Genomic DNA, 25,684 nt, shown 5'->3' on the forward strand with positions numbered 1-25,684 from the left:
ACGAAACACGTCCTACTCGGCCGACTCATCCTTAACGTCACCTGTTTCCAGCGGGGATGGAGTCTCCGCCGCAGCTGAAACGGCTGGCTTTTCCTTTCGCCACTCGGCGAGTCGTTGGAAGACAACGAAGAAAGAAGGGACGAACAAGAGTGAGAAGACCGTTGCTGCAATCATCCCACCGACAACGGCGTTGCCGACGGATTGGCGACTCGCTGCTCCCGCACCGGTTGCAATTAGAAGTGGAAGGAAGCCAAGAATAGACGAGAATGCGGTCATAAGAATGGCACGAAAACGCATCGTCGCAGCGTTGAATGCCGCATCGCCGATGGAAACGCCCTTGCGTCTCTCTTCGCTGGCAAACTCCACGATCAAAATTGCATTTTTACTGGCCAATGCGACCAACAGCACGATTCCGATCTGCGTGTAAGTGTCGTTTGGCATGCCACGAACCACGAGTGCAAGGACAACGCCGAGCACCGCCAACGGCACGACGGCGATCACCGCAGCGGGGCTAGTCCAGCTTTCGTATTGCGCGGCTAGAACGAGGAATACCGCGACGACCGCTAACAAGAACACGGTCGCTTGACCGCTACCCGCCAGTTTTTCTTGAAACGAGATCCCTGTCCAGGCGTGACCGAATCCGGGCGACATCCGCGAATCAGCCATTTGCTCCATCAGATTTAATGCTTCTCCGGAACTTGTGCCTGGTGCAGCCGCGCCATTGATCGCGGCACTGGGATACAAGTTGTATCGCCGTACCACCGAAGGTCCGAAGTTTTCTTTTACGTCAACGATCGCACCTAGTGGAACCATCTGTCCCGTATTATCACGCACATCCAAATCCGCAATGTCATCCGCTGAGGCGCGGAACTCGGCCTCCGATTGAACGCGAACTTGGTAGGAGCGATTGTTGTAGGTGAAGTCGTTAACGTACGCCGAGCCAAGGTAAGCTTGCAGCGTGCCAAACACGGTTTCCAAAGGCACGTTCATGTTCTTTGCCTTCACACGATCGACATCCGCGAACAACTGCGGCGCGTTGGCCCGAAACGCAGAGTTCAATCCCGATAAACGACTTTGAGCATTCCCGGCGTTGGCAAGATCGTCCGCCGTTGCCTGCAATGATGCGTATCCCCCGCCACCTTGGTCGAGTACCTCCAATTGAAAACCGCCAGCCGCTCCGAGGCCGTCGATCGCCGGGGGCGCAAACGCAAACACCACCCCGCTTTGGATCTTACTGAATCGCTGCTGTAAGTTTGCCTGGATCGCAGCCAGACTTTTATCCGAATCGGTTCGTTCGTCCCACGGCTCCAAGATGATGATCGACAAACCTAGGTTCGATCCAGCATAGCCACCCAGCAATGAGTATCCGGCAATCGATAGGTTGTTCGAAATTCCTGGGACTTCGCTATAAACCTCTTCCAATTGCCGCATCACGGCTCGCGTCCGTTCGGCGGAAGCAGAATCAGGCATTTGCACGTTAACGAACAAGTATCCCTGATCTTCATCCGGCACAAATCCGGTTGGCAGTGAGGAAAAACCGACGCCCGTGCTGCCAACCAAAGCCACGTAAGCCACCATCACCATTAGCACCAAACGCACGAACCATCGGATCACGAACCCGTACGCCGTAGTCGATGCGTCAAATCCTCGGTTGAACCAACGAAAACCAATGAAGGACGACTCTTTGGGGGCTCGCAGAATCAGTCCACACAACGCGGGGCTAAGCGTCAGCGCGTTGAGTGTGCTGATCAGAACGGCACCTGAGATCGTCAACGCAAATTGACGGAAAAGTTGGCCAGTAATTCCCCCCATGAATGCGCTGGGAACAAACACAGCAAGCAAAACGAGTGTCGTTGCAATCACCGGCCCCGTGATTTCCGACATCGCTTTGACAGCCGCGTCTTTCGGACTCAGGCCATTAGCAAGATGCCGCGTCGTATTCTCGACAACAACAATCGCATCATCCACAACAATCCCGATTGCCAAAACGATCGCGAAGAGCGACAGCATGTTGATTGAAAAGCCGATCATATTCATGATCGCAAAGGTACCAATCAACGAAACGGGGATCGCCACAACGGGAATGATTGTCGCCCGCCAATCTTGCAGGAAGACGTAGATCACTAGAACCACCAACAACACTGCGATCATGAGCGTGTTGTAGACTTCTGCTATGGATGCTTCCACAAAAAGCGTTGTGTCGAACCCAACCACGTACTGCAGTCCGTCCGGCCAATTGTTGCTCGCGCTGAGCTGCTTCATTTTTTCTCGTACCAATTCCGCGGTCGTGATCGCGTTGGCATCGGGAAGCTGGTAGATCGCGATGGATGCGGAAGGTTGCCCATTGAATCGCGAATCAAACGTATAATCTTTCCCCCCCAACTCGACACGTGCAACATCCTTCACTCGCAACGCGCGTCCATCACTGGCCGTAGTGATGATAATGTCTTCGAACTCCTCTTTGGTCGCTAATCGCCCGCGTGCACTGACAGTCAACTGATAAGCGGTTCCCTCGGGCGCAGGCGGTCCGCCGACTTGGCCGGCGGCGACTTGCACGTTCTGTTCACGGATGGCGGCAACAACGTCGGCGGTCGTCAAACTCCGTTGTTTGAGCTTGCGCGGGTCCAGCCAGATTCGCATGCTGTAGTCACCGGTACCAAACACTTGAACCTCGCCGACTCCACCCACGCGGCTAAGTTCGTCCTTGACCGTTAGCGCGTAGTTGCTCAGGAAGAGGTCGTCATAGTCGCCCTCGGGTGAAGTCAAGGCAATGAATTGAAGAATTTGCGTCGATTGTTTCTTTGTCGTAATTCCCTGAGAACGAACCTCGGAGGGCAATTGGGATTCAGCAATGGCGACTCGGTTCTGGACCAGTACGGACGCGATGTCGGTATCCGTCCCCACTTCGAATGTCACCGTTAACTTGTAGCTCCCATCGTCCGAGCTGTTCGATGACATGTAGATCATGCCTTCGACGCCGTTGACTTGTTGTTCGATCGGCGTCGCAACCGTATCGGCGATCGTGCGAGCATCCCCGCCCGGATAGACTGCCGAGACGCTAACGGTTGGTGGCGCAATCGGCGGGAATTTGGCAACCGGCAACGATCCGAACGACACGATCCCCGCGATCACAATAATGATGGAGATTACCGAGGCGAAAATCGGGCGATAAATAAAGAAGCGTGACATCAGGTGATTGCATTCTTTCGATTCAGTCGACTTCGGAAGGACTCGTCGCACTGACGTCAGTAGCAACGTCAGGCAGATCATCAGCAGGCGAGAATCCTCGCAGCAGTGTTTGCTCGTCAACCTCAAGTTTCTTGTCGATCGGATTGACTTCCAAGCCAGGTCTTGCTCGTTGGATTCCATCGACGACAACGCGGGATTCAAGGGCGAGCCCCTTTTCAATCACGGTCCAACCACTGATTGTTTCGCCAACCGTGACGCCAACACGTTCCACTTTTCGCTTGGCATTCACAACCAACACGTAGTGGCCTTGTTGGTCGCGAAGTACGGCGTACTCTGGAATCAGCATCGACTCGACCGAATTGCCACCCGGCATACGAACCATCACAAACAATCCCGGCAGAAGCGAGTCGTCACGGTTGTCAAATTGGGCACGTAGTCGAAGGGTTCCTGTACCCGCATCCACTCCTTGCTGGTCGACATATTCCAGCACCCCTTCGAAGGGGAAGCCTGCATCGAATTCGCGTTGCAGAAAAACCTTCGTTGTGCCCCAATCGGTTTCGGCGGGCTTCTCGCCAGCCTGTAAATCCGCTTTTTTCTCTTTCATGAATCGAAGCAAGTCACGATCACTGATGCTGAAGTTCGCGAACACTTGGCTCCGATTGACGACCGCCGCCAATTTTGCACCGTCTTCGACAAGATTGCCTTGCTTGATATCCGTTGGCGAGATCCGACCACGAATCGGCGCTTGGACGGTCGTGTAGTCTAGATCCAATTGTGCTTGGGCGAGACTCGCAACGCTCTGTCCCTTCGCCGCGAGCGCTGCTTCTACGTTCGCTTTCGCAGATTCCAAGGCAGCCAAAGCAGCTTCATTTTCGGCAGTCGCGGTATCAAACTCTGCCTGCGAACCAGCATTCTGGCTGAGAAGCTGCTTCGCGCGTTCAAAATCCTTATCCGTCTTTCTCGCTTTCGCCTCCGCCGTTTTCACCACTGCGTTGGCAACGCTGATAGCGGCTTCGGCAGCGGCAACTTCCGCCGTAGCTGAGTTCACCGACGCTTGGTACTGAGTCGATTCGATTTTGTACAGAACATCACCCCTGGTGACTTCTTGTCCAGCTTTAAATTCAACCGATTCGACAAATCCCCGAACGCGAGCCCGAACGTCAGCTTCATCTACCGCTTCGATGACACCGTTTTCCTCCAAAAATGGCGTGATCAATCGCTGAAGGGGCTGAGACACCGTCACGTCCGGCGGTGGTGGCGGCACATAGTCATTTTCCGACGACTTACAGCCGATTACACCGGAACCCCATACCACAATCAAAAGGACAATGAACGCATCCGATTTTAAGATTCTCATCGTTCCTTGCCCTGCGATTTCATACGTGCGTTAGTCAGTAAGAGTGTAGATTCATTGGCAAGACCAACTTCATAACACAGATCGCTATTTGACCAAAAACCGCGATGTCCGTAAAGCAACACAAAATTGGAGATGGCAAATCACTCTTGCAACGTGGGGGATCAGCGGCACGGCGGTAGCCGCCAATTCGTGCTGCAAAACTTGGCCCGCTGGCGCCGTACCGCCCACAACGACCAACCGTGCAGATTGAAAACGGATTTGCCCTGCTGCCGATTTCGTTCAATCAAATCGATTGATCTATTCGACTCGTAATCTCTCGCATATAGTAGAGCAAATCTTTTGAGGAATATTTGACCAGGAATATTTGACCAGGAATATTTTCCAAGGAAACAATGAACCGTTTCGTCTCGCTACTTCTGCTTCCGATGTTCATGCTGGGGCAAACCTTGCCTCATTCGCATGCGGGGAGCAACGTGCGCGAACCGGACGATCATTCATTGCGCCCCCATGTTCACATCACTCATTCGCATCATGACCATCATGGCGGTCACGAACATGGGCATCAGCACGATGCGGAGGAGTTTTCCGTAGGCGGTTTTGGGGATCTGTCTCCTTTCGCTAACCACGATGACGACGCCGTCTATTTCGCGACTTCGGCCGTTTCAACCAACCGAGTCCTTGTGGCATCGCAATCGGATTGGTTAAGGATGTTGGCACTGTCGCCCCCTTCTGCTTTGTCGCCTTCTATCGTGACCGTTAGCGATCTCTGCTGTTGTTCGCGGATAAGCGATCCGCCTGATCGGTACTCTGCGCTACCGGTCTATCTTCTCACCGCCTCTTTGCGTCTGTAGCCCACGGGTTGGAGTTCTTTCCAACATTTCTGCAAGATTTGTCCTGCGCCGCCTTCGTGGTGGATTTTCCAGACATTCTGTGTGTTCGGAATCCAAGCAAAGCGGGCCACGCTCTGTCCCAACTTATCAAAAAATGCGACCCATGAAACCTGGATTGAAAAGTCTCATCGGCCCTGTTGTGGTGCTCCTTGTTCTGGCCGCGATTTGGCAATTTCGGAATCCGTTGTTTCCTCGTCACGAACAGTCCCCACCGAATGCCTCGCTGAGCCAAAGCAACGGCCTTACAGAAAAGCAGGCCATCTTGGAGATCACCGCTCAAGCACGAAAAAACCTTGGTCTGGTTGCCAAGCCTGCTCGCCCCCAATCATTCTGGCGAACCGTCTTGATTCCCGGTGAAATTGCCGATCGGCCGGGTTTGTCCGACCGTGGTGTGACCTCGCCCGCAGTGGGAATCGTTACCCAAATCCACGCGTTCCCCGGCGACACGCTGCAGCCAGCCGAACCAATCTTCACGCTTAAACTGTTTAGTGAATACTTGCAAAACACTCAGTCGGAGTTCTTTCAAGCGACTCGCGAAGCCGAACTGGTCCAGCAACAGATCGCCCGACTCTCGGATGCGGCAATTCGCGGGGCCGTCGCAGAGAGCCGGTTGATCGAGCTACGAAATCAACTGGCCCGTCAAACAACATTGATTCAATCTCACCGGCAAGATTTGTTAACACGCGGACTCACTCCCGAGCAAATTCAACAAGTTGCTGGCGGACACTTCGTCTCTACGATCAAGGTCAAGGCCCCACCTGCATTGCCGCAACAAGCGACTGTCGCCGATAACACGATAGGCGGCGCCGAAAACGGCATCGCGTATGAAGTCCAGGAACTCAATGTCGAATTGGGCCAACAAGTTCAGGCGGGGCAATTGCTCGGAAAGCTATCGAACCACCGGGCACTTTACATTGTTGGCCATGCATTCAAACGTGAAGCTCCCTTCTTAGAATTGGCGGCGCAGGAACGACGCACGATCAACGTCGAATTTGCTGAAGATCAGGACGAGCATTGGCCTGAGATGGATCAAGCACTTCATTTACGTCACATGGCAAACTCGATTGATTCGACGAGCCGCACGTTTGACTTTTTTATCCCATTAGTCAATCAAAGTCGAACATACCAACAAGGCGATGAAACCTTCCTTGTGTGGCGATTCCGACCCGGCCAACGAACGCGATTGCACGTGCCGGTCGAGTTGTACGAGGATGTGTTTGTTTTGCCGGCCGAGGCGGTCGTTCATGAAGGGCCTGAGGCGTACGTGTTTCGCCAAAACGGTGACTTGTTCAAACGATTGCCGGTGCATGTGTTGTACGAAGATCGTCAATCCGCAGTGATCCACAACGATGGCAGCATCGCCGTGGGAAGCTATTTGGCACAGAGTGCCGCCGCATCGCTTAACCGCGTATTAAAAGCCCAATCCGCGAGCGGCCAACAGCCTGGGGTTCACGTTCATGCCGACGGGACTAGCCATGCGGCTCACTAACCCAGACTAGATTAACGATTCGAAGAATCTGTACTCCTTGTCGGAAGGCAATGGATAAACAAAGCGGACCTAAGCAAGCCAATCTGATCGAAAAATGGAGATTAATCATGCTCCATTGCAGGTCAAATCGCATATCTTCAATCGAAAATCCATAGCCAACAATTCACAATGCTAAATTCCATCATTCGTTTATCGCTTCGCTACCGCATGCTTGTCGTCGTGGTCAGCTTGATGGTACTCGTCTACGGCAGCTACCTGGCAACAGAACTTCCTATCGACGTCTTTCCGGACCTTGACCGACCGCGAGTTGTCTTGATCACCGAGTGTCCTGGGTTGGCAACCGAGGAGGTCGAAACGCTTGTCACACAGCCGATTGAAATTGCGCTGTTGGGTGCAAACGGCGTCCAGGCGGTACGAAGCCAGACAACCGCTGGTTTGAACGTTATCTACATCGAGTTCGACTGGTCAACCGAAATTCGCGCTGCCAGGCAAACCGTCCAAGAACGATTGGCAACACTCGAAGGAGTTTTCCCCGCGAACATCCGGCCTCAGATGACACCGCCTGCCTCGATCATGGGACAAATTGTCGTTGCAGGGATCTATCGTCAAACCGGTCCCACGGGCGGCCAATTAGCTCCAATCAAAAAAACGCCGATGATGGCCGAACTTGTCTGCGATGAAAATGGTATCTCGCAAGTACTCGCCTGGAAGGTAACTGACCGCCATGCGCCCCAGACATGGAAACCGGTGGAGGTCGATGAGTTGCAGTGGAACAGCGGCACCGCGCCCATTTCGTGTAACTCGATTGCCGAATCTGCGAATGCGAACTTGATCATCGGCGGTACCGACTATGCCGCAACGTTCCTCTCGCAGGATCGCCAGAACCGCGAATTGCGAACGGTCACCGATTGGGTCATTCGTCCTCGACTGCTAAAGACAACGGGTATTGCAGAAGTCTTCATGCAAGGCGGCGACCGTAAACAATATCAAATCCTGATTAACCCAACCGCACTGCTAGAGTACAACGTCACTCTACAGGATGTCGAGCGCGCACTGGGTGAGAGCAACATCAACACCAGCGGAGGCTTTGCCGTCACTGGCGAAACGGAGCGACCGATCCGGATTCTTGGGCGACTCGGACCAGACGCGCGCGTGGTCCTAGATGATCTGAGAAAGATTCCCGTTCGCAATCATCCTCGCCGTCCGGTTCTACTAGAACAAGTGGCTCGCGTCACCGAAGGGTCGCAATTCAAACGCGGCGATGGCAGCGTCAATGGCCGCATGGGAATCGTGTTCACGGTCGTCAAGCAACCGCACGTGGACACTCGCGACTTAACAAATCGAGTTGTCGATGCATTCGCGGAAGTCGAAGCGTCCCTTCCCGCTGACGTGGTCGTTAATGCTGAACTTTTCCAGCTCCGTAATTTCATTGATCGTGGAATCTACAATGTTGCCGAAGCGATCGCCATCGGGGCCGTTTTGGTCGTGATCGTGTTGTTTTTATTCCTACTCAATTTTCGCACGACGTTCATCACGTTGACTGCAATCCCCCTCTCACTGGTCTTAACCACGATCGTCTTTCGGCTAATGGGCTGGTTTACCGGCAGTGAGCTCTCGATCAATGTAATGACGCTCGGCGGCATCGCGGTAGCGATGGGTGAATTGGTTGACGATGCGATTGTGGACGTTGAAAATATTTTTCGACGCCTACAAGAAAACAATCGGTTGCCGGCCGAGAAACGAAAAACGCCCCTTGTGATTGTCTACGAGGCAAGCATGGAGATTCGCAGTTCCATTTTGTTTGGAACTGCCGTGGTCATCTTGGCATTCTTACCTCTGTTTGCCCTGACTGGCGTCGAAGGCCGATTGTTTTCACCACTCGGATTGGCTTACATCGTTTCGATTTTGGCGTCTTTCTTAGTGTCAATGACCGTGACCCCCGTGCTGTCCTACTATCTGTTGCCCCAATCGCAAGCAGCGCATCGCGAACGCGACGGTTGGCTTCTACGGATTCTCAAGCGGACGGCATCTGTCCTGATCCGAATCAGTATGGCCATACCACAATCGTTGCTACTCATTTCGTGGCTCGGCGTCGCCATTGCGGCGTGGCAATTGGCTGGGCTAGGCCGGGACTTCTTACCGCCATTTGATGAAGGCAGTGTCCAGGTCAACGTGACGTTGCCGCCGGGTTCTTCGCTCGATGCTTCCAACCAAGTATGCGGCGCCATTGACGCCGTCTTTCGAGAAAAGCGGGTAAGTGCGTCGAACCCTAACGGCGATATCCTGCACTTCGTGCGACGGACCGGTCGAGCCGAAATGGACGAACATGCTTCGCCCGTGAATGTTGGTGAATACATTTTAAGCATGAATCCGGCACTCAAACGAAATCGCGAGCAAGTCATCTCGGGACTTCTGAATCGACTCCGAAACGAGGCCCCCGGTGTGGACATCGAAGTCCAACAACCGCTCGCGCACCTGATCAGCCACATGGTCTCGGGCGTCTATGCCCAAATTGCCATCAAAATCTACGGCGATGACCTTAACACGCTTCAACAACTTGCCGAGCAGGCGAAGGCGACGATCCAGGAAGTTCCTGGAATTACGCCTCCCGTGGTCGAACCAATCCGGCAAACCGCGGAATTGCATATCCAGCTCCGATCAGACGATTTGGCGTTCTATGGGCTTACCCGCGCCTACGTTGCCAATATCTTGCAAACTGCGCTACAAGGCGAAGTCGTCTCGCAGGTTCTCGAAGGTCAACGCCGATTTGATCTTCTGATTCGCTTAGAAGAAGAATATCGCACGGACTACAAGAATCTCGGCCGACTGCGAATCGACTTGCCAAGCGACGATGACCATAAAAGTCGCGGGCAAATTGAACTGCGGGAAGTTGCCGATATTAGCGAAGGCACTGGACCGAATGCGGTGAATCGTGAAAATGCGCGACGTCGAATTGTGATACGCTGCAACACGGATAGCCGGGATTTGGCCAGCGCGGTCGAGGAAATCAAACAGAAACTCGACCAACAAGTCACGATGCCGGTTGGATACTTCATCGAGTACGGCGGTCAATTTGAGAGCCAGCAGCGAGCGACAAGACTGATCATGATCTTAGCAGCCGTTTCGGTTATGGGAATGTTCTTGGTGCTCATGCTGATCTTTCCGTCGTTCCGAATCGTTCTACAAATCCTCAATGCCTTACCGACCGCATTTATCGGTGGCGTGGTCGCGTTGGTGATTACCCAACAAAGCTTAACCGTGGCTAGTCTTGTTGGTTTCATTTCACTCGGCGGTATCGCAGTACGAAATGGTATTTTATTGGTGACACATTACTTTCATTTGATGAAAAAGGAGGGCGAGGAGTATTCGCAAGCGATGATCTTACGCGGCAGTCTCGAACGACTTGCGCCGGTGTTGATGACAGCGATTACTGCAGGAATGGGCCTGTTGCCGTTGGTCCTTGGTGGCCAAGAGCCAGGACGAGAAATTCTTTACCCCGTCGCCACAGTCATACTCGGTGGGTTGATTACATCAACGTTCTGTGAGTTCCTCATTCACCCTGGACTGTTTTGGAGATTCAGTGGAAAGGACGCCGCCCACCTAACACAATTAACCGACTCGGAGAACGGCATGTAGTCGCTTCAGCAGAACGATACGATATGCGTTAACAGACCTTTACACATTACCTCGAAAGCGGATTGAATTCCGCTCTTCACATTCTTTACGCCTAGCCTTCAAAAGGAAACCAATGAAATTCACAAAAGCAATCTTCGCTCTTGTGGCAACCGTCACTTTCATCAGCTTTACCGGTTGCAAACAAGAATCTGTCACATCAACCAGTCCGAACACCACGACTGCAAATGACCATGGGCATGATCACGCGGATGGCGAAGGAGGGCATTCGCACGCGGCACACGGAGCCGGACCTCACGATGGAACCGTTGCCGATTGGGGTGGCGGAAAATTCCACGTCGAATTCACTGTCGATCACGACAAACAACAAGCAACCGTGTACATCCTCGGAGCCGACCAAAAGACGGCAGTGTCGATTGACGCTGAAGAAATTGAGCTCAGCATCACAAACCCCGAAATGCAAGTTGTCTTGAAAGCAGATTCACAAGAAGGCGATACCGACGGCAAAGCATCGCGTTTTGTGGGAACGCATCAGAAACTCGGGGTTGTTCAAGAATACGCTGGAACATTGACCGGCGTCGTCGACGGCACACCTTACACGGGTGAATTCGCCGAACAAGCACACGTAGGGCACGAACACTAACGCAAACGTTGCTTGACACGGCAAACTGGCAACACGCTGTTTGCCGTGTTTGTCAAAACTTGCAAACGATAGCGAAGCGTTTGAACCGCCGTGAATCAAAACCTCAAGCTCTATCCGTACTTCCAAGCCTGTGCTTCCCTGCACTTTTGGCTGCCGGTCTTTTTTCTGTATTTTGTCTCAATCTTGTCTGTGCGAGAAGTGCTGGTACTTGAGGCTATTTACTACTGGGCCGTGGTGACGCTTGAAGTCCCGTCAGGATACTTTTCCGACCGGATCGGACGGCGGCCCACACTTCTGATTGCGGGCGCAGCTTGGACGGTCGCGTACCTGCTATTCGCATCGAGCCAGACATTCACATCTTTCGCGATTGCCCAAATCTTGCTTGCGGTTGGAATGGCATTCCGATCAGGTACGGATTCTTCGCTCCTCTATGACTCGTTGAAAGCAGCAGACCGAGTAGAAGAAATTGGCTTCTTCGAAGCTCTCGGGCAAAGCTATGGTTTCTATGCAACCGCGTTTGCGGCGTTAACAGGAGGAATTCTGTCAGGAATCGACCTGCGTTTCGCGTATGGACTCTCCGCAATCGGCAGTATTCTCGCGGTTCGAATTGCATGGCGGATGACCGAGCCTCCGCGTCCGCACAAAGAGAGCGAGATGGGCTTCGCAAACCAATTGTTGCATTGCGTCAAACGGCTCAAAAATCGGACGCTGCTTTGGATATTTATGTTCGTCCTTAGTATCACCGTTTTCAATCATGTTCCTTATGAGTTCTTCCAACCTTACCTCGATCTTGTCATGCAGCAAACGGGCCTTGGCTCAAACCATGGATACGAAATAACACCGGTCGTTACAAGCTTGCACGTCGCTTTGACAATGATGGTCGCTGGATGGGGAAGCCGACGAGCGATCCTGTTGCAACAAAAACTAGGCGTAAAAGGGGCGCTGTTAGCGACACTGTTACTACAGGCAATACTAATGGGCTTAATGAGCTGGATCGTTCACCCCGTGGTCGCTGCCTTGTTGCTTTTCCGAAGCATACCCCGAGCACTCATGACGCCAATCATCAATGCGACGGTGCACCCGCGTCTCAACAGCGGGCTACGAGCAACGTTTCTGTCACTTCAAAGTTTTGCAGGACGAATTTGCTTTGGGACGGCACTCCTCATTTCCTCAACGTTTACAGATGAGGTACAATGCTTAACCGGAGAAACACTCTCGAGTATCCTGATGGCCTATACATTAGCATCCGGAGTGGTCTTTATTGGCCTTGCAACATTGAATATCTCGTCGCCGTCGAAACCCGATGAAAAACCGTAGGAATCGTAACTAACACTCATTTCTTTTCAACGGGGCAATCCGGAGGTTTCAGCAGTATGATCGCGTGTGGCTGCCTGGTGATTGATCACATTCTCTTTCTAAAGTATCAAACCATTTACTCGAACGGAAAGCGGTAAGAAAGATGGACATGCTCCTTGGAATTTTGGCGATGGCCGTCATTGGCGCCGGCATTGTCGGTTGGCTCTGGATCACCGTCATGGCCTTTAGCGAAGGCGAAACGCTTTGGGGAGTGGGCTGCCTGATCATTTCCCCGCTATGCCTCATCTATGGTTTCCTGAACTTCCACGAGTTAAAGATTCCGTTCTTTATGCTCCTCATTGGCATTGTCGGGCGGATCGGACTTGGCCTTCTCGCGATGGGCTTGGGATAGCCGGATTGCATCCCACTGGAATTTCCTCTCCCAAAGTCTTGTTTGATACGTTTTGCATGTTGCGATTCTTTGTGGACCTTTGAGGACTTGCTACGCCTGCACACAAAGGTGTCCTTCGCTATCGATTTGTAACCTTCGGTTGCATGAAGAAGTCACCGGATTCGACATCGTTTTTGACTACTCCCAACCCAAATTGGGCGTGGCTCGGGTGCTGGGAAACGTTACATGGTTTCCGATACGGTCAAGCACCGAACGCTTAGCTCCGTCGTCTTCCCGCAACTTAAAAAGTACCGAACGGTTCCATTGCTTTGTGCCCGTACATTCGTTTGCAAATGATTACAGCCGATATGGGCGAGACAACACAGGTCATCACGCGAACGCGATGCGTGTTGGATTGCGATTGCGAAGCGGTATCCACTACACTTTGAAAGCGCGCTGCGCCTTTTCTGTTGCGCAAAAAGTGGGAATTTTTCTTAAACTTTTTATGACCAACAAAATTTATCACGACACTTTGACGCAGCGATAAGAATCGCCTCGATTGCAAGTGACTACCACTGCTTTGGTCGCTAAGTTTGTTAATAGTCAGACCCGCAACGAGCGATAGACGTTCACTCCATCTGGCAGTACACCCAACATCATGTCGTAAGATGTTGAATAAGCAATCAAGCCACTTGAGTTTTGCTTTTTTGCTATGCCAAGTTACTTGGGCTTCGTCGCATAGCGGCTCAAAAAACAATGGTCGGTGTTTATATTGGTTCATCACGCTTTGGGGAAGCGAGTAAACCTATGGTCAATACGGTGTTTCCAACACACAGGCTCACGCGAACTCGCGGACGGCTGCAAATCGAACCACTCGAGCCGCGTCGTTTTTTGGCGGCCGATTACGAGTTGAAACAGGCTGCGATCGAGGTTTCGCCAGCAGAACAATTGATGATTGAATTGGTGAACCAAGCACGAGCCAGCCCTCTGAGTGAGGCGGAGCGACTCGATATTGCTCTCAATGATGACTTGGATCCCAACCAAATTTCGAGTGTGCCAAAACAACCCCTTGCGCCCGACGCCTCGCTTGGGCGTGCAGCGGAATTGCATTCACAAAGCATGATTTTGCGTGACGACTATGATCATATCACTCCCGACAATATCACTCCTTGGGATCGGGCGGAATCGCAAGGATACGAACGTGCCATCGCTGAGAACATTGCGTTGAATTGGCTTAGCGACGGTGACGTCCAAGCGGTCGTCCAACAGGCCCACGACATGCTTTTTCGCAGTGCTGGGCACCGTGCAAATTTGATGGTCGACCGGGCTGCGGAAGTCGGCGTTGGGATCGAACAAAACAGTGTCGCCGACAATGACTTTCCTGCGTGGCGATCTGTGCTAACGACGCAAATGTTCGGCTCCGCTCGTTCTACGCCCGCAATCACGGGTGTGGTTTATACCGATTCGGTCATCGACGACAACTTCTATTCAATCGGTGAAGGTCATTTAGGAGTCCGCATCGAAGCGAGTAACGACCGAGGGCAAACGTACTGGATCATGACGGGAGATACTGGCGGCTATGCGCTTCGTGTCCCTGAAGACTTCTACACGATCGTGGCCATCGACAAAGCGGGTGAGCGCTATGCCGATCGCGGCCGCGTCGTCGTGGGATCGGAGAATGTCAAATTGGCTATCGTTGCTGACCACTGGTCGCAGCTTAACGAAACGCCAGATCCTGATCTGGATGCCCGCTGCGATACGAACCAAGATGGTAGTGTGACGGCAGCGGATGCGTTAATCATCATCAACCATTTGTCGACGACCGACGCACCATTTGAAGTGCGAATGGACGCGAATCGTGACGGGCGGAACACCGCTAGCGATGCTTTGATGGTGATCAATGAGTTGGATCAAACAGTGGCCAATGCAGAGATCGATCTGTTCCTCGATGCGGAACGATTTGCGGAAGTGACCGAAGATTCGTTGACGCTAGTCCCGGATCTTTTCATCCCCACTCCTGCGGTGAGCGAAATCGGGCCGGAGTCGTGGCAAGCCGTCGAAGGGACAAACAATCAATTTGATTTGCGTAGCGTTGACGAAGCGGAGTCCGCACTTGGCTATCAGATCGTGCTCCGGGATCGAAGATGGATCGTTGAATATCGCGCCACCGAAACAGGCGATGTTGTCTATACAGGCCACATCTTAACGAGCGATTACTCGGCAGACGCGGATCGTTTCAACGACTCCTGGGACGAGCTTAACCGGGAGTATGAACAAGCGGTAGACGATGCAAACGCAGCGTTAACCGTCGATCGGGCTTTTGCCTGAATCGAGTTAACTCGTTGCAACGAACCACTTTTATGACAGAAAAGACAAAGGAGTTAGAAATCGATTGTCCTGCGAATGGAGCGACCGATCATAAAAGTTCGAACAAGTTTTTTATTTTTACTTGCGTGAAGTATTGAATCGCGTGGAAGTGCTAGGCGAGCGTTCCGCAGTCGACGACTCAGCGTGGCAAGCGATTCGAGCAACAAGGTTTTTTAAGGGGCAAGCGTGTCTGACGACCATCTTCAATCGACTGCATTGTCAGTCCTGCTTGGCGTAACCCATGAAGGTTGCCCCGAACAACGACACGTCTATTTGCAGCAATTTTGCGAAACTTACTCTAAGCCGTTAGTCACCTTCCTGACGGTGAATGAGCTCTGTTCAAGTGAGATGGCAGAGGATTTGGTTCAAGATTTCTGGCTCCATAAAATGATTGAACCGGCTCCGGACCAAACGTTGGTTGCCAAATACCTTACGGTTCGCCAAAACGACCCTCAGGCATCATTTCGAGCCTACCTCTGCGAATCCTTGACAAACGACGTCGATGGCTACCAGCCGTCACATGCGGCCAAGGAACAACAGCCGATACAGCGACTCGATGCGAATGATCTTGACCGAGCGATTGGCGTAACGGACCACCAATCGTTCGACTTCGTATGGGCGAATTACCTGCTCGAAAATGTGCTTTGGAAGGTCAGGAAAGAATGCCTCCTTAATGGGCATGACTTGAAATGGAAAATCTTTTTGAGGCTCTTTCTCAGTCCAAAATCGCCCGATGAGCCACGTCAAACTTACTCGGACTTGGCCGGACAGTTTGGGATTCGCAGCACGAAAGAGATCGGGAACGCATGGATCACCGTAAAACGAATGTTCGTGCGTAATTTCAACAGTGTGGTTCGAGACTATTTGCCAGCGAATTCCGTCGAAGAAAGCATTTCCGATGCGAAACAGGAAGTCAAATCGATGCTGTTCGAACTCAGTTCGTCCGGACGCCTGTGGCTTTACACCGAAGATTGGGAACTTGATTCCGAACCAAGTCCGTCTTCGGCCAAAACATCGCAGTTTTCCGCAAGTCATCTGTTTCGGACTCGTCGAGATTTCGAATTCGGGTGGCGTGACTTTCTTGGTCAACCCTTGAGTGAATCACTAGGGCTTGATGCGAAGCCTTGGAACCATTTGACATTCGCCTCGCTGCTGAAAAATCCCGCCTTGCGTCTGAAACAACTCTCCGAACTTCATAAGCGATCGAAACAACTTGGACGTCGAACCGATTTGCAATCTCCGGAAGAGTTCCTCTATCCAATCGGCTTCTACGCGATCGTCTATTTTGTTGCCATTGCCATCGCGAAGTCGAACCATGGGGCTGATATTTCTTCGCACACAGCACAACAATTGTCGCGCCGCACTAAAACTGTCGCTGATTCATCATGGATTGATGAAGACAGCAGGCAATGGCTCGACCGTTTGCTTTAAATACCGTCAACAAACGGCTCGCGGCAATTCAAACGACTCGCGGCAATTCGGCGCCGAGTATCAGGCCAACCGCTGCTCTGACGCAGCCCGAGCGTTGAACGACTACTCAGCTTTCGTAGCGAACTTTTCCGGTACCCGCAGCGATTTTGCCGATGGGTTGACAGCCGATGCCACTGGATTCGATCTTGGCACAAATGCTGTCGGCATAAAACTCACTAACCACTAGCGCCATTCCGATGCCCATGTTGAAAACGCGACGCATTTCGGACGCTTCAATTTTACCGGTCGATTGAAGCCATTTGTAGATCGTCGGCAATTCCCAACTCGTTGAATCAATCACCGCATCGACGGAGTTAGGCAAAATGCGATCCAAGTTCTCTTCGATTCCACCACCAGTGATGTGGGCGATGCCATGCAAAACTTGTTTCACTCGATAGTGCGTTTGGACGGACCGAATCGCTCGAACGTAGATTTGCGTGGGTTGAAGACAGACATCTCCCAAGGTTCGTCCATCAAATTCGCTGGGCGCATCGTCCCAACTCATCCCTGCATCGGAGATCACTTTACGAACAAGTGAAAAGCCGTTGCTGTGCAATCCACTCGACGTGAGCCCGAGAACGACGTCCCCTTGGGCAATCAAATGGCCATCGATCAGTTTCTTTTTCTCGACCACCCCGACGGCGAAACCGGCCAAGTCATAGTCGTCGATCGCATACATGTCGGGCATGATCGCGGTTTCGCCACCAAGTAGCGCCATATCGCCTTGGACGCAACCATCACTAATTCCTTGCACGATTCGTTCTAGTCGGGCTGGGTCGTCTCTGCCCATCGCCACATAATCGAGAAAAAACAAGGGTTCACCACCGGTGCAAATCAAATCGTTGACGCACATTGCGACTAAATCGATGCCAACCGTATCGTGCCGCTCGGTTTGCTGGGCGATTTTCAATTTTGTGCCAACGCCGTCGGTGCCGCTGATTAGAACCGGTTCTTGGTAATTGCGGGCAAAAAGCTTGCCGGCAAAATCCAATTGGAAAAGCCCTGCAAACCCTCCGTCACTGGGGATTACACGGGGACTAAACGTGCGATGCATCAATCGTGGCAATCGACGCATCGATTCAGCATAAACGTCAAGGTCGACGCCAGCATCTTTGTAAGTAGCAGCCATCAGTAGGATGAAGGGGGTTTATCGAGAAAAAGAAGTGATGTAATTCAAATGGAGGCGTGCAAAGGGCATTTTGTACTTTGACACGTTTTTGACGCGCTGTGCAGGCACTATCATTGCGTTTTTATCATGACGCGGAGACCCCTCCGTGGGTAGCGGTGCATGTTTTACACAAAATCAGCAATTAATGGCAGAATCTTCGCCTTGTCTGTCACAGCCGGTTTCTGGCGCTGCTCGCCCACCGATGAGTTCGCTATGCTTTAGGTTGTTTAATCCTAACCTTTTCACCAAATCTCCTGGGAGGTTTCTCTGTTACCAAGTCGCTAGACGTTGCGGCGCACGCTTCAAGCCTCAGAAAAATCGGCGGACCCAGGGCTTTAGCGGGCATCGACCAAACCGAGTGGTAGGTTTGTTTCGTTGGAGGTGAAATTCAGGCCGCAATCTTTCCATTGCAGTGTCATCTCCTACTACAACCCAATACTCGAAAACGCTTTAACCCGCATCCAACGCAACTGCCGATAACTCGGTTTGTCACCCATCCTGATTCACAGGCGTCATTGGGGACGGCAAGTCGACGGTCGATCACGGCTGAGGCGTTCACTTGCCATTGAAGGCGTCTGGCACTCACGAAGAGGAACCTGCAACATGCTCATGAAACAGCCGTGCCCCGATCTGCACTTTACCTATCAGATGCCTTATGGCTCTGCGCTGCAGGACACTGGCGTTCAGTTTTCCGTTTTTAGTCGTTCCGCGACGAGCATGCGGCTGTTGTTATACAACAAGATGAACGACTTAGAACCGTCCGAAGTCATCGAATTCGACCCCAATGACCATCGCCGCGGCGACGTGTGGAGTATGCACGTACCGGGGCTCGCTCATGGGCAACTTTACCATTACCAGGCCAGCGGCCCTTGGGACCCCGATCATGGGCACCGTTTTGACGCCGCAGCGCGTTTGATCGATCCCTACGCACAAGCGCTCGCGGGTACCTTTCAAAAGAGTACCGACGGCGTCGTTCGACCGCCCAAATGTGTCGTTATCGATGACACATTTGATTGGGAAGGGGATCGGCATCTGCGTCACGATGTCAGCGAATCGGTCATCTACGAGATGCATGTGCGTGGATTCACCAAGAGCCGAACGGCCAAGGTGAAGGCATCGGGCAGCTACCTCGGTGTGATCGAGAAGATTCCTTACCTAAAATCGCTTGGCATTACGGCAGTCGAGCTAATGCCGGTGAATGAATTTCCAATTCGCAACCCATTGGGCGAAAAATTGGATCGGCCCAATTACTGGGGCTACGACCCGATGGCGTTCTTCGCGCCACATCGTGGCTACGCTCACGGTAAAAAGCCAGGTTCGCAAGTCAATGAATTCAAACAAATGGTCAAAGCACTGCATCAAGCAGGCATCGAAGTCATCCTCGATGTTGTCTTTAACCACACGTGCGAAGGAAACGAGAACGGCCCAACGTTGTCGTTCAAAGGGCTTGAGAACCAAATTTACTACATCCTTAGCGAGGGCAAACATTACTGCAACTACTCGGGTTGCGGCAACACTCTCAATGGCAACCATCCGGTCGTCCGCGAGATGATTTTCCACTGCTTGCGACACTGGGTCTACAACTACCATGTCGATGGGTTCCGTTTCGACTTGGCCAGTATCCTCAGTCGCGACCGATCGGGAAATTTGATTCCGAACCCACCGATGGTCGAATTGATTGCCGAAGACCCGTTGCTCGCGAACACGAAAATCATCGCCGAAGCATGGGACGCCGCTGGTGCATACCAAGTCGGTTCCTTCGGAAACCATCGCTGGGCGGAGTGGAACGGTCGTTATCGTGACGATGTCCGAGGTTTTTGGCGTGGCGATGGCGGTACATTAGGAGCATTGGCGACGCGGCTTGCCGGCAGTAGCGACCTTTACGAGCACGCCGGACGTCCGCCACACTGCAGCATCAACTTCATCACCAGCCACGACGGCTTTACGATGAACGATCTGGTCTCGTACAAAGACAAACGAAACCTTGCCAACGGCGAGAATAATTGTGACGGCGACAACCACAACATTAGTGACAACTATGGAGCGGAAGGCCCGACAAGAAAAAAAGCCGTTCGCACGGTAAGAAATCGTCAAGTCCGCAACATGATGTCGACGCTGCTGTTAAGCCAAGGCGTTCCGATGCTTGTCTCGGGTGACGAAATTCGCCGGACTCAGCGCGGTAACAACAATGCCTATTGCCAAGACAGCGACATCAGTTGGTTCGATTGGCGATTGGTCGAAAAGAATTCCGACATGTTTCGCTTTGTCCAAGCGTTGATCGCGTTCCGGCGTGAACAACCGACGGTAAGGCGAGAGCATTTCCTAACCGGGAAACCAGTGGATGGCCGAAAAATCCCCGACGTTTCCTGGTATTCGCCTGCTGGAACGCCCTTGGATTGGGGACAACACGCGTTGTCGATGGTAGCGTACATCGCAGCCCCAAGCCGAGTGGACGATCCCGAAGGTCTCGGCCGCGACATGGTGATGATGTTCAACAGCACCGGACAAGATCGAGAGTTCATGATGCCGGAAATGGGTCGTGGAATCAAATGGAACTTGTTCATCAACACGGCTGGTGAATCGCCCGAGGATATCTATCCGGATCTCGATGGCCCGATGCCCCCGAGCAGTCGGTTAGTGGACGTACCCTGTCATTCGCTCAAGGTTTACGTGAGCCAACGCGAACCGTTTTAATCGCGGTGGATCACGGTCCCAATCGCGGACCGCAAAGAGTAGCCCCGGGGCGTTCACAGCAACCCCCCGTGGCAAAAGCCCGGTGGCATAAGCTTGGTGGCATAAGCTTGGCGGCAAAAGCCCGGTGGCATAAGCTTGGTGTCAAGAACTTGGTGGGCGAATGCTCGCTGCGGGGCGGTCCATCACCAGCCAACCTGTTCGCCCAAAACACGCCCACCAGCCGCCCGCTTTCGGCCAGCCAACTCAGCACAGGGCGTTACGCGGACGTCGGTGCTGTTGTCGGTGACAAACACTTGCCGATTTGGCGAACCGCTTGTCGGAGTCGTTGCTCGTTTTCGACTAACGACATCCGGAGAAACCCTTCACCTGCTTGACCGAAACCGCTGCCGGGACTCACCGCGACGTTGCCCTCTTCTAAGAGTTTCAGGGCAAAGTCCATCGTCCCCATCGACGATTTCCAAGGCTCAGGAATTTCTGCCCAGACAAACATGCCCGCTTTGGGCGGTGTCACCTTCCAACCCAATCGTTTCAGACTGGTAACCAAAACGTCGCGTCGGCTTTGATAGATCCGCGATTGTCTTGCAACACTCGCTTCGGTATCGCGCAAGGCCACGATCGAAGCGATTTGGATCGCCTGAAACATTCCGTAGTCGTAATAGCCTTTGACGGTACCGAGGGCGCGAATCATTTCCGAGTTCCCTGCACAAAAACCGACTCGCCATCCCGCCATGTTGTAGCCTTTGCTCATCGTCGTAAATTCAACGCCAACGTCTTTCGCGCCGGGTGCCGCCAGGAAACTGGGGGGGTGATATCCGTCGAACGCAACGTCGGCATAGGCAAAATCGTGAATCACCATAAACCCGTATTTCTTCGCTAACCGGACCACTTCGACAAAGAAGTCGGGCTCGACCACCGCCGAAGATGGGTTGTGCGGATAGTTCACGATCAAAACTTTGGGCGTTGGTGCCATGTGCTCGCAGGTGTAGGCGACGTTTTGCAGAAAACGCTCGGAGTCAGCAACATCGAGCGCGACCACGTTGCCGCTAGCCAAAATCACGCCATACATGTGAACCGGAAAATAGGGGGCTGGGATGATCGCCGTATCACCTGGCCCCATCAGTGCCAAACACATGTGCGAAAACCCCTCCTTGCTTCCCAGACATGCCATCACTTCGAGTTCCGGATCGAGCCGCACACCGTATTGGCGGTAGTATTTACTTGCGACTTCGCGGCGTAGATTGGAGATTCCGTTGGATTTGCTATAGCCATGGTTGCTCGGGTCAGCCGCAGCGTCGGCGAGCTTTTGAATCACGCTCGGATCAGGTGGGTCCGATGGATTCCCCATCCCCAAGTCGATCACGTCGTCTCCGGCTCGACGTTTTTGATAAAGCGAGTTGTTGATCCGCCCAAACATATAGGGCGGTAAGCGGTCGACACGCGAAGCAAATTTGATCTCGAACGGCTTCGGAACCGGGTCAGTCGTCAGCGGATCGATTGCCGGAGCATCGATGTTAGGCGTATCCGAATTGAAAGGTTGACTCATAGTTGCGACGCCAAAAGGGAAAACCGAAGAGACAGATCTACCGAGTATTGTCGACAAGACACGCAAACCCGCCCAGGGGTTATCGGCTGGATTCTCAGAACAAACGCAAAACGAAAGCATTGTGACCACTTCGATTCACGAGCGTTGTCTGCTATCCTTTTCAGGAATTTGGAACCGGTCAGTCCTTTTCTTGCTTGATCGCCAAGGAATGCTTGATCGCCAAGGAAGACGCTCCTAAACACCTGTTTCTCCCTCACTAACCCGGAATTGCCTCCGTGCCCCGTCGAGACGATATCAAGAAAATTCTGCTAATCGGAAGCGGCCCCATTATTATTGGCCAAGCTTGCGAATTCGATTACTCAGGGACTCAGGCCTGTAAAGCGCTACGAGAAGAGGGCTACGAGGTCGTGTTGGTGAACAGCAATCCAGCCACGATCATGACCGATCCGAATACGGCCGATGGAACTTACATCGAACCGTTGACCTGGCAAATGGTCGAAAAAATCATCGAAAAGGAACGCCCCGACGCCCTACTGCCAACTCTGGGTGGGCAAACCGGCCTTAACGTTGCAATGGACCTCCAAGCCAACGGGGTACTGGAAAAATACGGCGTCGAAATGATTGCCGCCAACGCCAAGGTGATAGCCAAGGCAGAGGAGCGTGAACAATTCAAAGAGGCTATGGAAAAAATTGGCTTGGACGTCTGCAAAGGCCGCACCGTCAAGACGCTCGAACAAGCACGAAGCGTTCTTAGCGAAGTTGGCTTGCCAGCCGTCGTGCGTCCCAGTTTTACGATGGGCGGTTCGGGATCAGCAATCGCTTACAACCGAAACGAGTTCGATGGTCTCGTCCAAAACGGGCTCGACCAATCGCCCGTGACCGAAGTGTTGATCGAAGAATCGATCATCGGATGGAAAGAGTATGAGATGGAAGTGGTCCGTGATCGCGAAGACAACTGCGTGATCATTTGTAGCATCGAAAATTTTGATGCGATGGGCGTCCACACCGGTGACTCCATCACGGTCGCACCCGCTCAAACGTTAACGGACAAAGAATACCAACGGATGCGAGACGCGTCGCTCGCGGTAATCCGCGAAATTGGCGTCGAAACCGGCGGCAGTAACATCCAATTTGCAATCGAACCGAACACCGGTCGCATGATCGTGATCGAAATGAACCCGCGGGTCAGCCGCTCAAGTGCGTTGGCGAGTAAGGCAACTGGATTCCCCATTGCAAAGATCGCTGCCAAACTTGCCGTTGGCTACCTGCTCTGGGAATTGCCAAACGACATCACCCAAAAAACCAAAGCCTGTTTCGAACCGACTATCGACTACGTCGTAACCAAAATGCCTCGGTTCGCGTTTGAAAAATTCCCCGAAGCCGACGCGACTTTGACGACGCAAATGAAGAGCGTTGGTGAGACGATGGCGATCGGGCGAACGTTTAAAGAGTCGATGCAAAAAGCGATGCGAGGTTTGGAAGTCGGCGCTTTTGGTTTCGGTAGTGATAACCGCGACGCATGGGGCACCGACGCCCAACCCGATGACCACACCATCCGCGCGAAACTCAGCACCCCCGGCGCCGAACGCATTTTCTATATTCGCTACGCGATGAAAGCGGGAATGTCGATTGACGAAATATTCGAATTGACCCGCATCGACCGATGGTTCCTTGACCAATTGATCCAAATCGTCGAGCAGGAAAACGAACTTCTGAAACTCGGCTCGCTCGCCAACCTGACTCATAAGCAAATGTGGGAAGCCAAACGCAACGGTTTCTCGGATCGCCAACTTGCCAAAATCACGTCATCGACCGAATTGAAGGTCCGGGCAACACGATTGGAAATGGGCATCAAGCCGGTCTACAAGAGTGTGGATACCTGTGCGGCCGAATTCGAAGCCTATACGCCCTACTACTACAGCACTTACGAACAAGAAGACGAACTGCCAACAAAGACGGACAAGAAGCGGATCATCATTCTGGGCGGCGGACCAAACCGAATCGGACAAGGCATCGAGTTCGACTATTGTTGTTGTCACGCCAGTTTCGCTCTTCGCGAAATCGGAGTTGAAAGTGTGATGGTCAATAGCAACCCGGAAACGGTCAGTACCGACTATGACACGTCGGACCTGCTGTTCTTTGAACCTTTGACGATCGAAGATGTGCTTAACATCTGTGATGCAATCAAGCCCGATGGTGTGATCGCTCAATTTGGAGGCCAAACGCCATTGAATCTGGCTCGCGGACTCAAAGACGCCGGCGTGCCGATCATCGGAACGAGTGTCGAGACGATCGAGGCGGCCGAAGACCGTGAATTGTTCCAACAATTGATCGAAGAACTTGGCCTACGCCAACCGCCCAGCGGAATTGCGCGTAACATGGACGAAGCACGCCGAGAAGTGCAGAAGATTGGTTACCCCGCATTGGTCCGGCCAAGCTTTGTGCTCGGTGGCCGGGCCATGGAAATTTGCTACGACCAATCCCAATTCGATCGCTACGTGGCGGAAGCGTTCATCGTCGCCGATGGACAACCGGTCTTGATCGACCACTTCCTTGAAGATGCCACCGAGGTCGACGTTGACGCAGTCGCCGATGGTACCGATTGCGTGATTATGGGCATCATGGAACATATCGAAGAAGCTGGCGTCCACTCCGGTGACTCCGCGTGTGCGATACCGCCCTTCAGTTTGACGCAACCGATTTTGGCCGAGATCCGCGAAGCGACCAAAAAGCTAGCCGACCGTTTACAGGTAATCGGCTTGATGAACATCCAATATGCCATCAAGTTGGTGGAAGGTATCCCGACCTTATACATCCTGGAAGTCAATCCTCGGGCTAGCCGAACCGTTCCCTTTGTGGCTAAGGCAACGGGCGTAGCGGTCGCCAATATCGCGACAAAAGTGATGACAGGCATGACGTTAAAGGAGATGGGCGTCACAACGGAACCGATTCCGCGTCACGTTTCCATCAAAGAAAGTGTCTTCCCATTCCGCAAATTCGCTGGTGTCGACATCGTTCTCGGACCCGAAATGCGGAGCACTGGCGAGGTGATGGGTATCAGCGAAAAGTTCTCGGTCGCTTTCGCCAAAAGCCAACTCGCGGCCGGCACCGTATTGCCAGAATCAGGCAACGTTTTCATCAGCCTTGCACCGCGGCACAAGGATTCGGTGGCCTCGCTCGGTCGCAGCCTCGCGGATCTTGGATTCCAATTGTTGGCCACCAGCGGTACCGCACAGAAATTGAGGGATGCTGGTGTAGCGGTGACTCAAGTGAAGAAGATTGCCGAGGGGCATCCGAACTTGATTGACCATTTGAAGAACGGCGAAGTGCAATTGATCGTCAACACGCCAAGCGGCAAAGGTGCACGAACCGACGAGGGCAAAATTCGCGCCGCGGCGGTCCAGTGCGGCGTGCCTTGTATCACAACCGTCGCAGCAGCCGAAGCGGCAGCCCGCGCAATGGAGGCGATGCGAGAAGGACCGCTACAAGTCGAATCGCTGCAAAACCGTTACGCAAATTCGTAAGCTTTGCGGATGGTAGGTTTGCGAATGGTT

The 25,684-nt window shown here is 52.8% G+C and carries 14 protein-coding genes; 10 read left to right on the top strand and 4 right to left on the bottom strand.

All coding sequences use genetic code 11. The features are described from left to right. Nucleotides 1–12 precede the first annotated feature (12 nt). Together CA13_RS01490 and CA13_RS01495 are read right to left on the bottom strand one after the other, a co-directional pair. Nucleotides 13–3,189 carry an efflux RND transporter permease subunit gene (locus CA13_RS01490; protein ID WP_146394136.1) on the bottom strand — a complete coding sequence of 1,059 codons (3,177 nt, stop codon included), beginning with the start codon at nt 3,187–3,189 and terminating at the stop codon, nt 13–15. Nucleotides 3,190–3,211: 22 nt separating this feature from the next. Next, entirely contained in the window at nt 3,212–4,546 is a 1,335-nt protein-coding gene (locus CA13_RS01495) for an efflux RND transporter periplasmic adaptor subunit (protein WP_146394138.1), read from the bottom strand. 392 nt (nt 4,547–4,938) lie between these two features. Here CA13_RS01495 and CA13_RS01500 point away from each other — a divergent pair, with 392 nt between their 5' ends. From CA13_RS01500 to CA13_RS01535, 8 genes are all read left to right on the top strand, one after another. Further along, nucleotides 4,939–5,397, top strand: a complete 459-nt coding sequence (locus CA13_RS01500; RefSeq protein WP_146394140.1) for a hypothetical protein — start codon at nt 4,939–4,941, stop codon at nt 5,395–5,397. 142 nt (nt 5,398–5,539) lie between these two features. Beyond that, entirely contained in the window at nt 5,540–6,925 is a 1,386-nt protein-coding gene (locus CA13_RS01505; protein WP_419193819.1) for an efflux RND transporter periplasmic adaptor subunit, read from the top strand. A gap of 168 nt (nt 6,926–7,093) precedes the next feature. Continuing rightward, nucleotides 7,094–10,561, top strand: a complete 3,468-nt coding sequence (locus CA13_RS01510; protein WP_146394144.1) for an efflux RND transporter permease subunit — start codon at nt 7,094–7,096, stop codon at nt 10,559–10,561. Between the two features lie 112 nt (nt 10,562–10,673). Next, nucleotides 10,674–11,201 carry a hypothetical protein gene (locus CA13_RS01515; protein WP_146394147.1) on the top strand — a complete coding sequence of 176 codons (528 nt, stop codon included), beginning with the start codon at nt 10,674–10,676 and terminating at the stop codon, nt 11,199–11,201. Between the two features lie 90 nt (nt 11,202–11,291). Beyond that, nucleotides 11,292–12,518: an MFS transporter gene (locus tag CA13_RS01520; protein WP_146394149.1), complete on the top strand. Its 1,227-nt coding sequence runs from the start codon at nt 11,292–11,294 to the stop codon at nt 12,516–12,518. Nucleotides 12,519–12,660: 142 nt separating this feature from the next. Beyond that, complete coding sequence (locus tag CA13_RS01525) at nt 12,661–12,909, top strand: hypothetical protein (RefSeq protein ID WP_146394151.1); 249 nt, start codon at nt 12,661–12,663, stop codon at nt 12,907–12,909. 798 nt (nt 12,910–13,707) lie between these two features. Next, the gene (locus CA13_RS01530) at nt 13,708–15,216 is read left to right on the top strand and encodes a dockerin type I domain-containing protein (protein WP_419193820.1); all 1,509 of its coding nucleotides are present in this window, start codon (nt 13,708–13,710) and stop codon (nt 15,214–15,216) included. Between the two features lie 225 nt (nt 15,217–15,441). Further along, the gene (locus CA13_RS01535) at nt 15,442–16,686 is read left to right on the top strand and encodes a hypothetical protein (protein ID WP_146394154.1); all 1,245 of its coding nucleotides are present in this window, start codon (nt 15,442–15,444) and stop codon (nt 16,684–16,686) included. A gap of 106 nt (nt 16,687–16,792) precedes the next feature. Here the strand turns inward: CA13_RS01535 and purM are convergent, their stop codons facing one another. Beyond that, on the bottom strand, nt 16,793–17,854 hold the full coding sequence (gene purM, locus CA13_RS01540; RefSeq protein WP_146394156.1) for a phosphoribosylformylglycinamidine cyclo-ligase: 1,062 nt from the start codon (nt 17,852–17,854) through the stop codon (nt 16,793–16,795). Nucleotides 17,855–18,496: 642 nt separating this feature from the next. Here purM and glgX point away from each other — a divergent pair. Next, nucleotides 18,497–20,587, top strand: coding sequence for a glycogen debranching protein GlgX (gene glgX / locus CA13_RS01545; RefSeq protein WP_419193821.1), 2,091 nt, complete (start codon nt 18,497–18,499; stop codon nt 20,585–20,587). Between the two features lie 256 nt (nt 20,588–20,843). On the opposite strand, the gene CA13_RS01550 is transcribed toward glgX, so the two are convergent. After that, the gene (locus tag CA13_RS01550) at nt 20,844–22,130 is read right to left on the bottom strand and encodes an aminotransferase class I/II-fold pyridoxal phosphate-dependent enzyme (RefSeq protein ID WP_146394158.1); all 1,287 of its coding nucleotides are present in this window, start codon (nt 22,128–22,130) and stop codon (nt 20,844–20,846) included. A gap of 275 nt (nt 22,131–22,405) precedes the next feature. On the opposite strand from CA13_RS01550, the gene carB reads away from it, so the two are divergent. Beyond that, the gene (gene carB / locus CA13_RS01555) at nt 22,406–25,654 is read left to right on the top strand and encodes a carbamoyl-phosphate synthase large subunit (protein ID WP_146394160.1); all 3,249 of its coding nucleotides are present in this window, start codon (nt 22,406–22,408) and stop codon (nt 25,652–25,654) included. Nucleotides 25,655–25,684 lie beyond the last annotated feature (30 nt).

The sequence above is a fragment of the Novipirellula herctigrandis genome (assembly GCA_007859835.1).
Lineage (GTDB): Bacteria > Planctomycetota > Planctomycetia > Pirellulales > Pirellulaceae > Novipirellula_A > Novipirellula_A herctigrandis.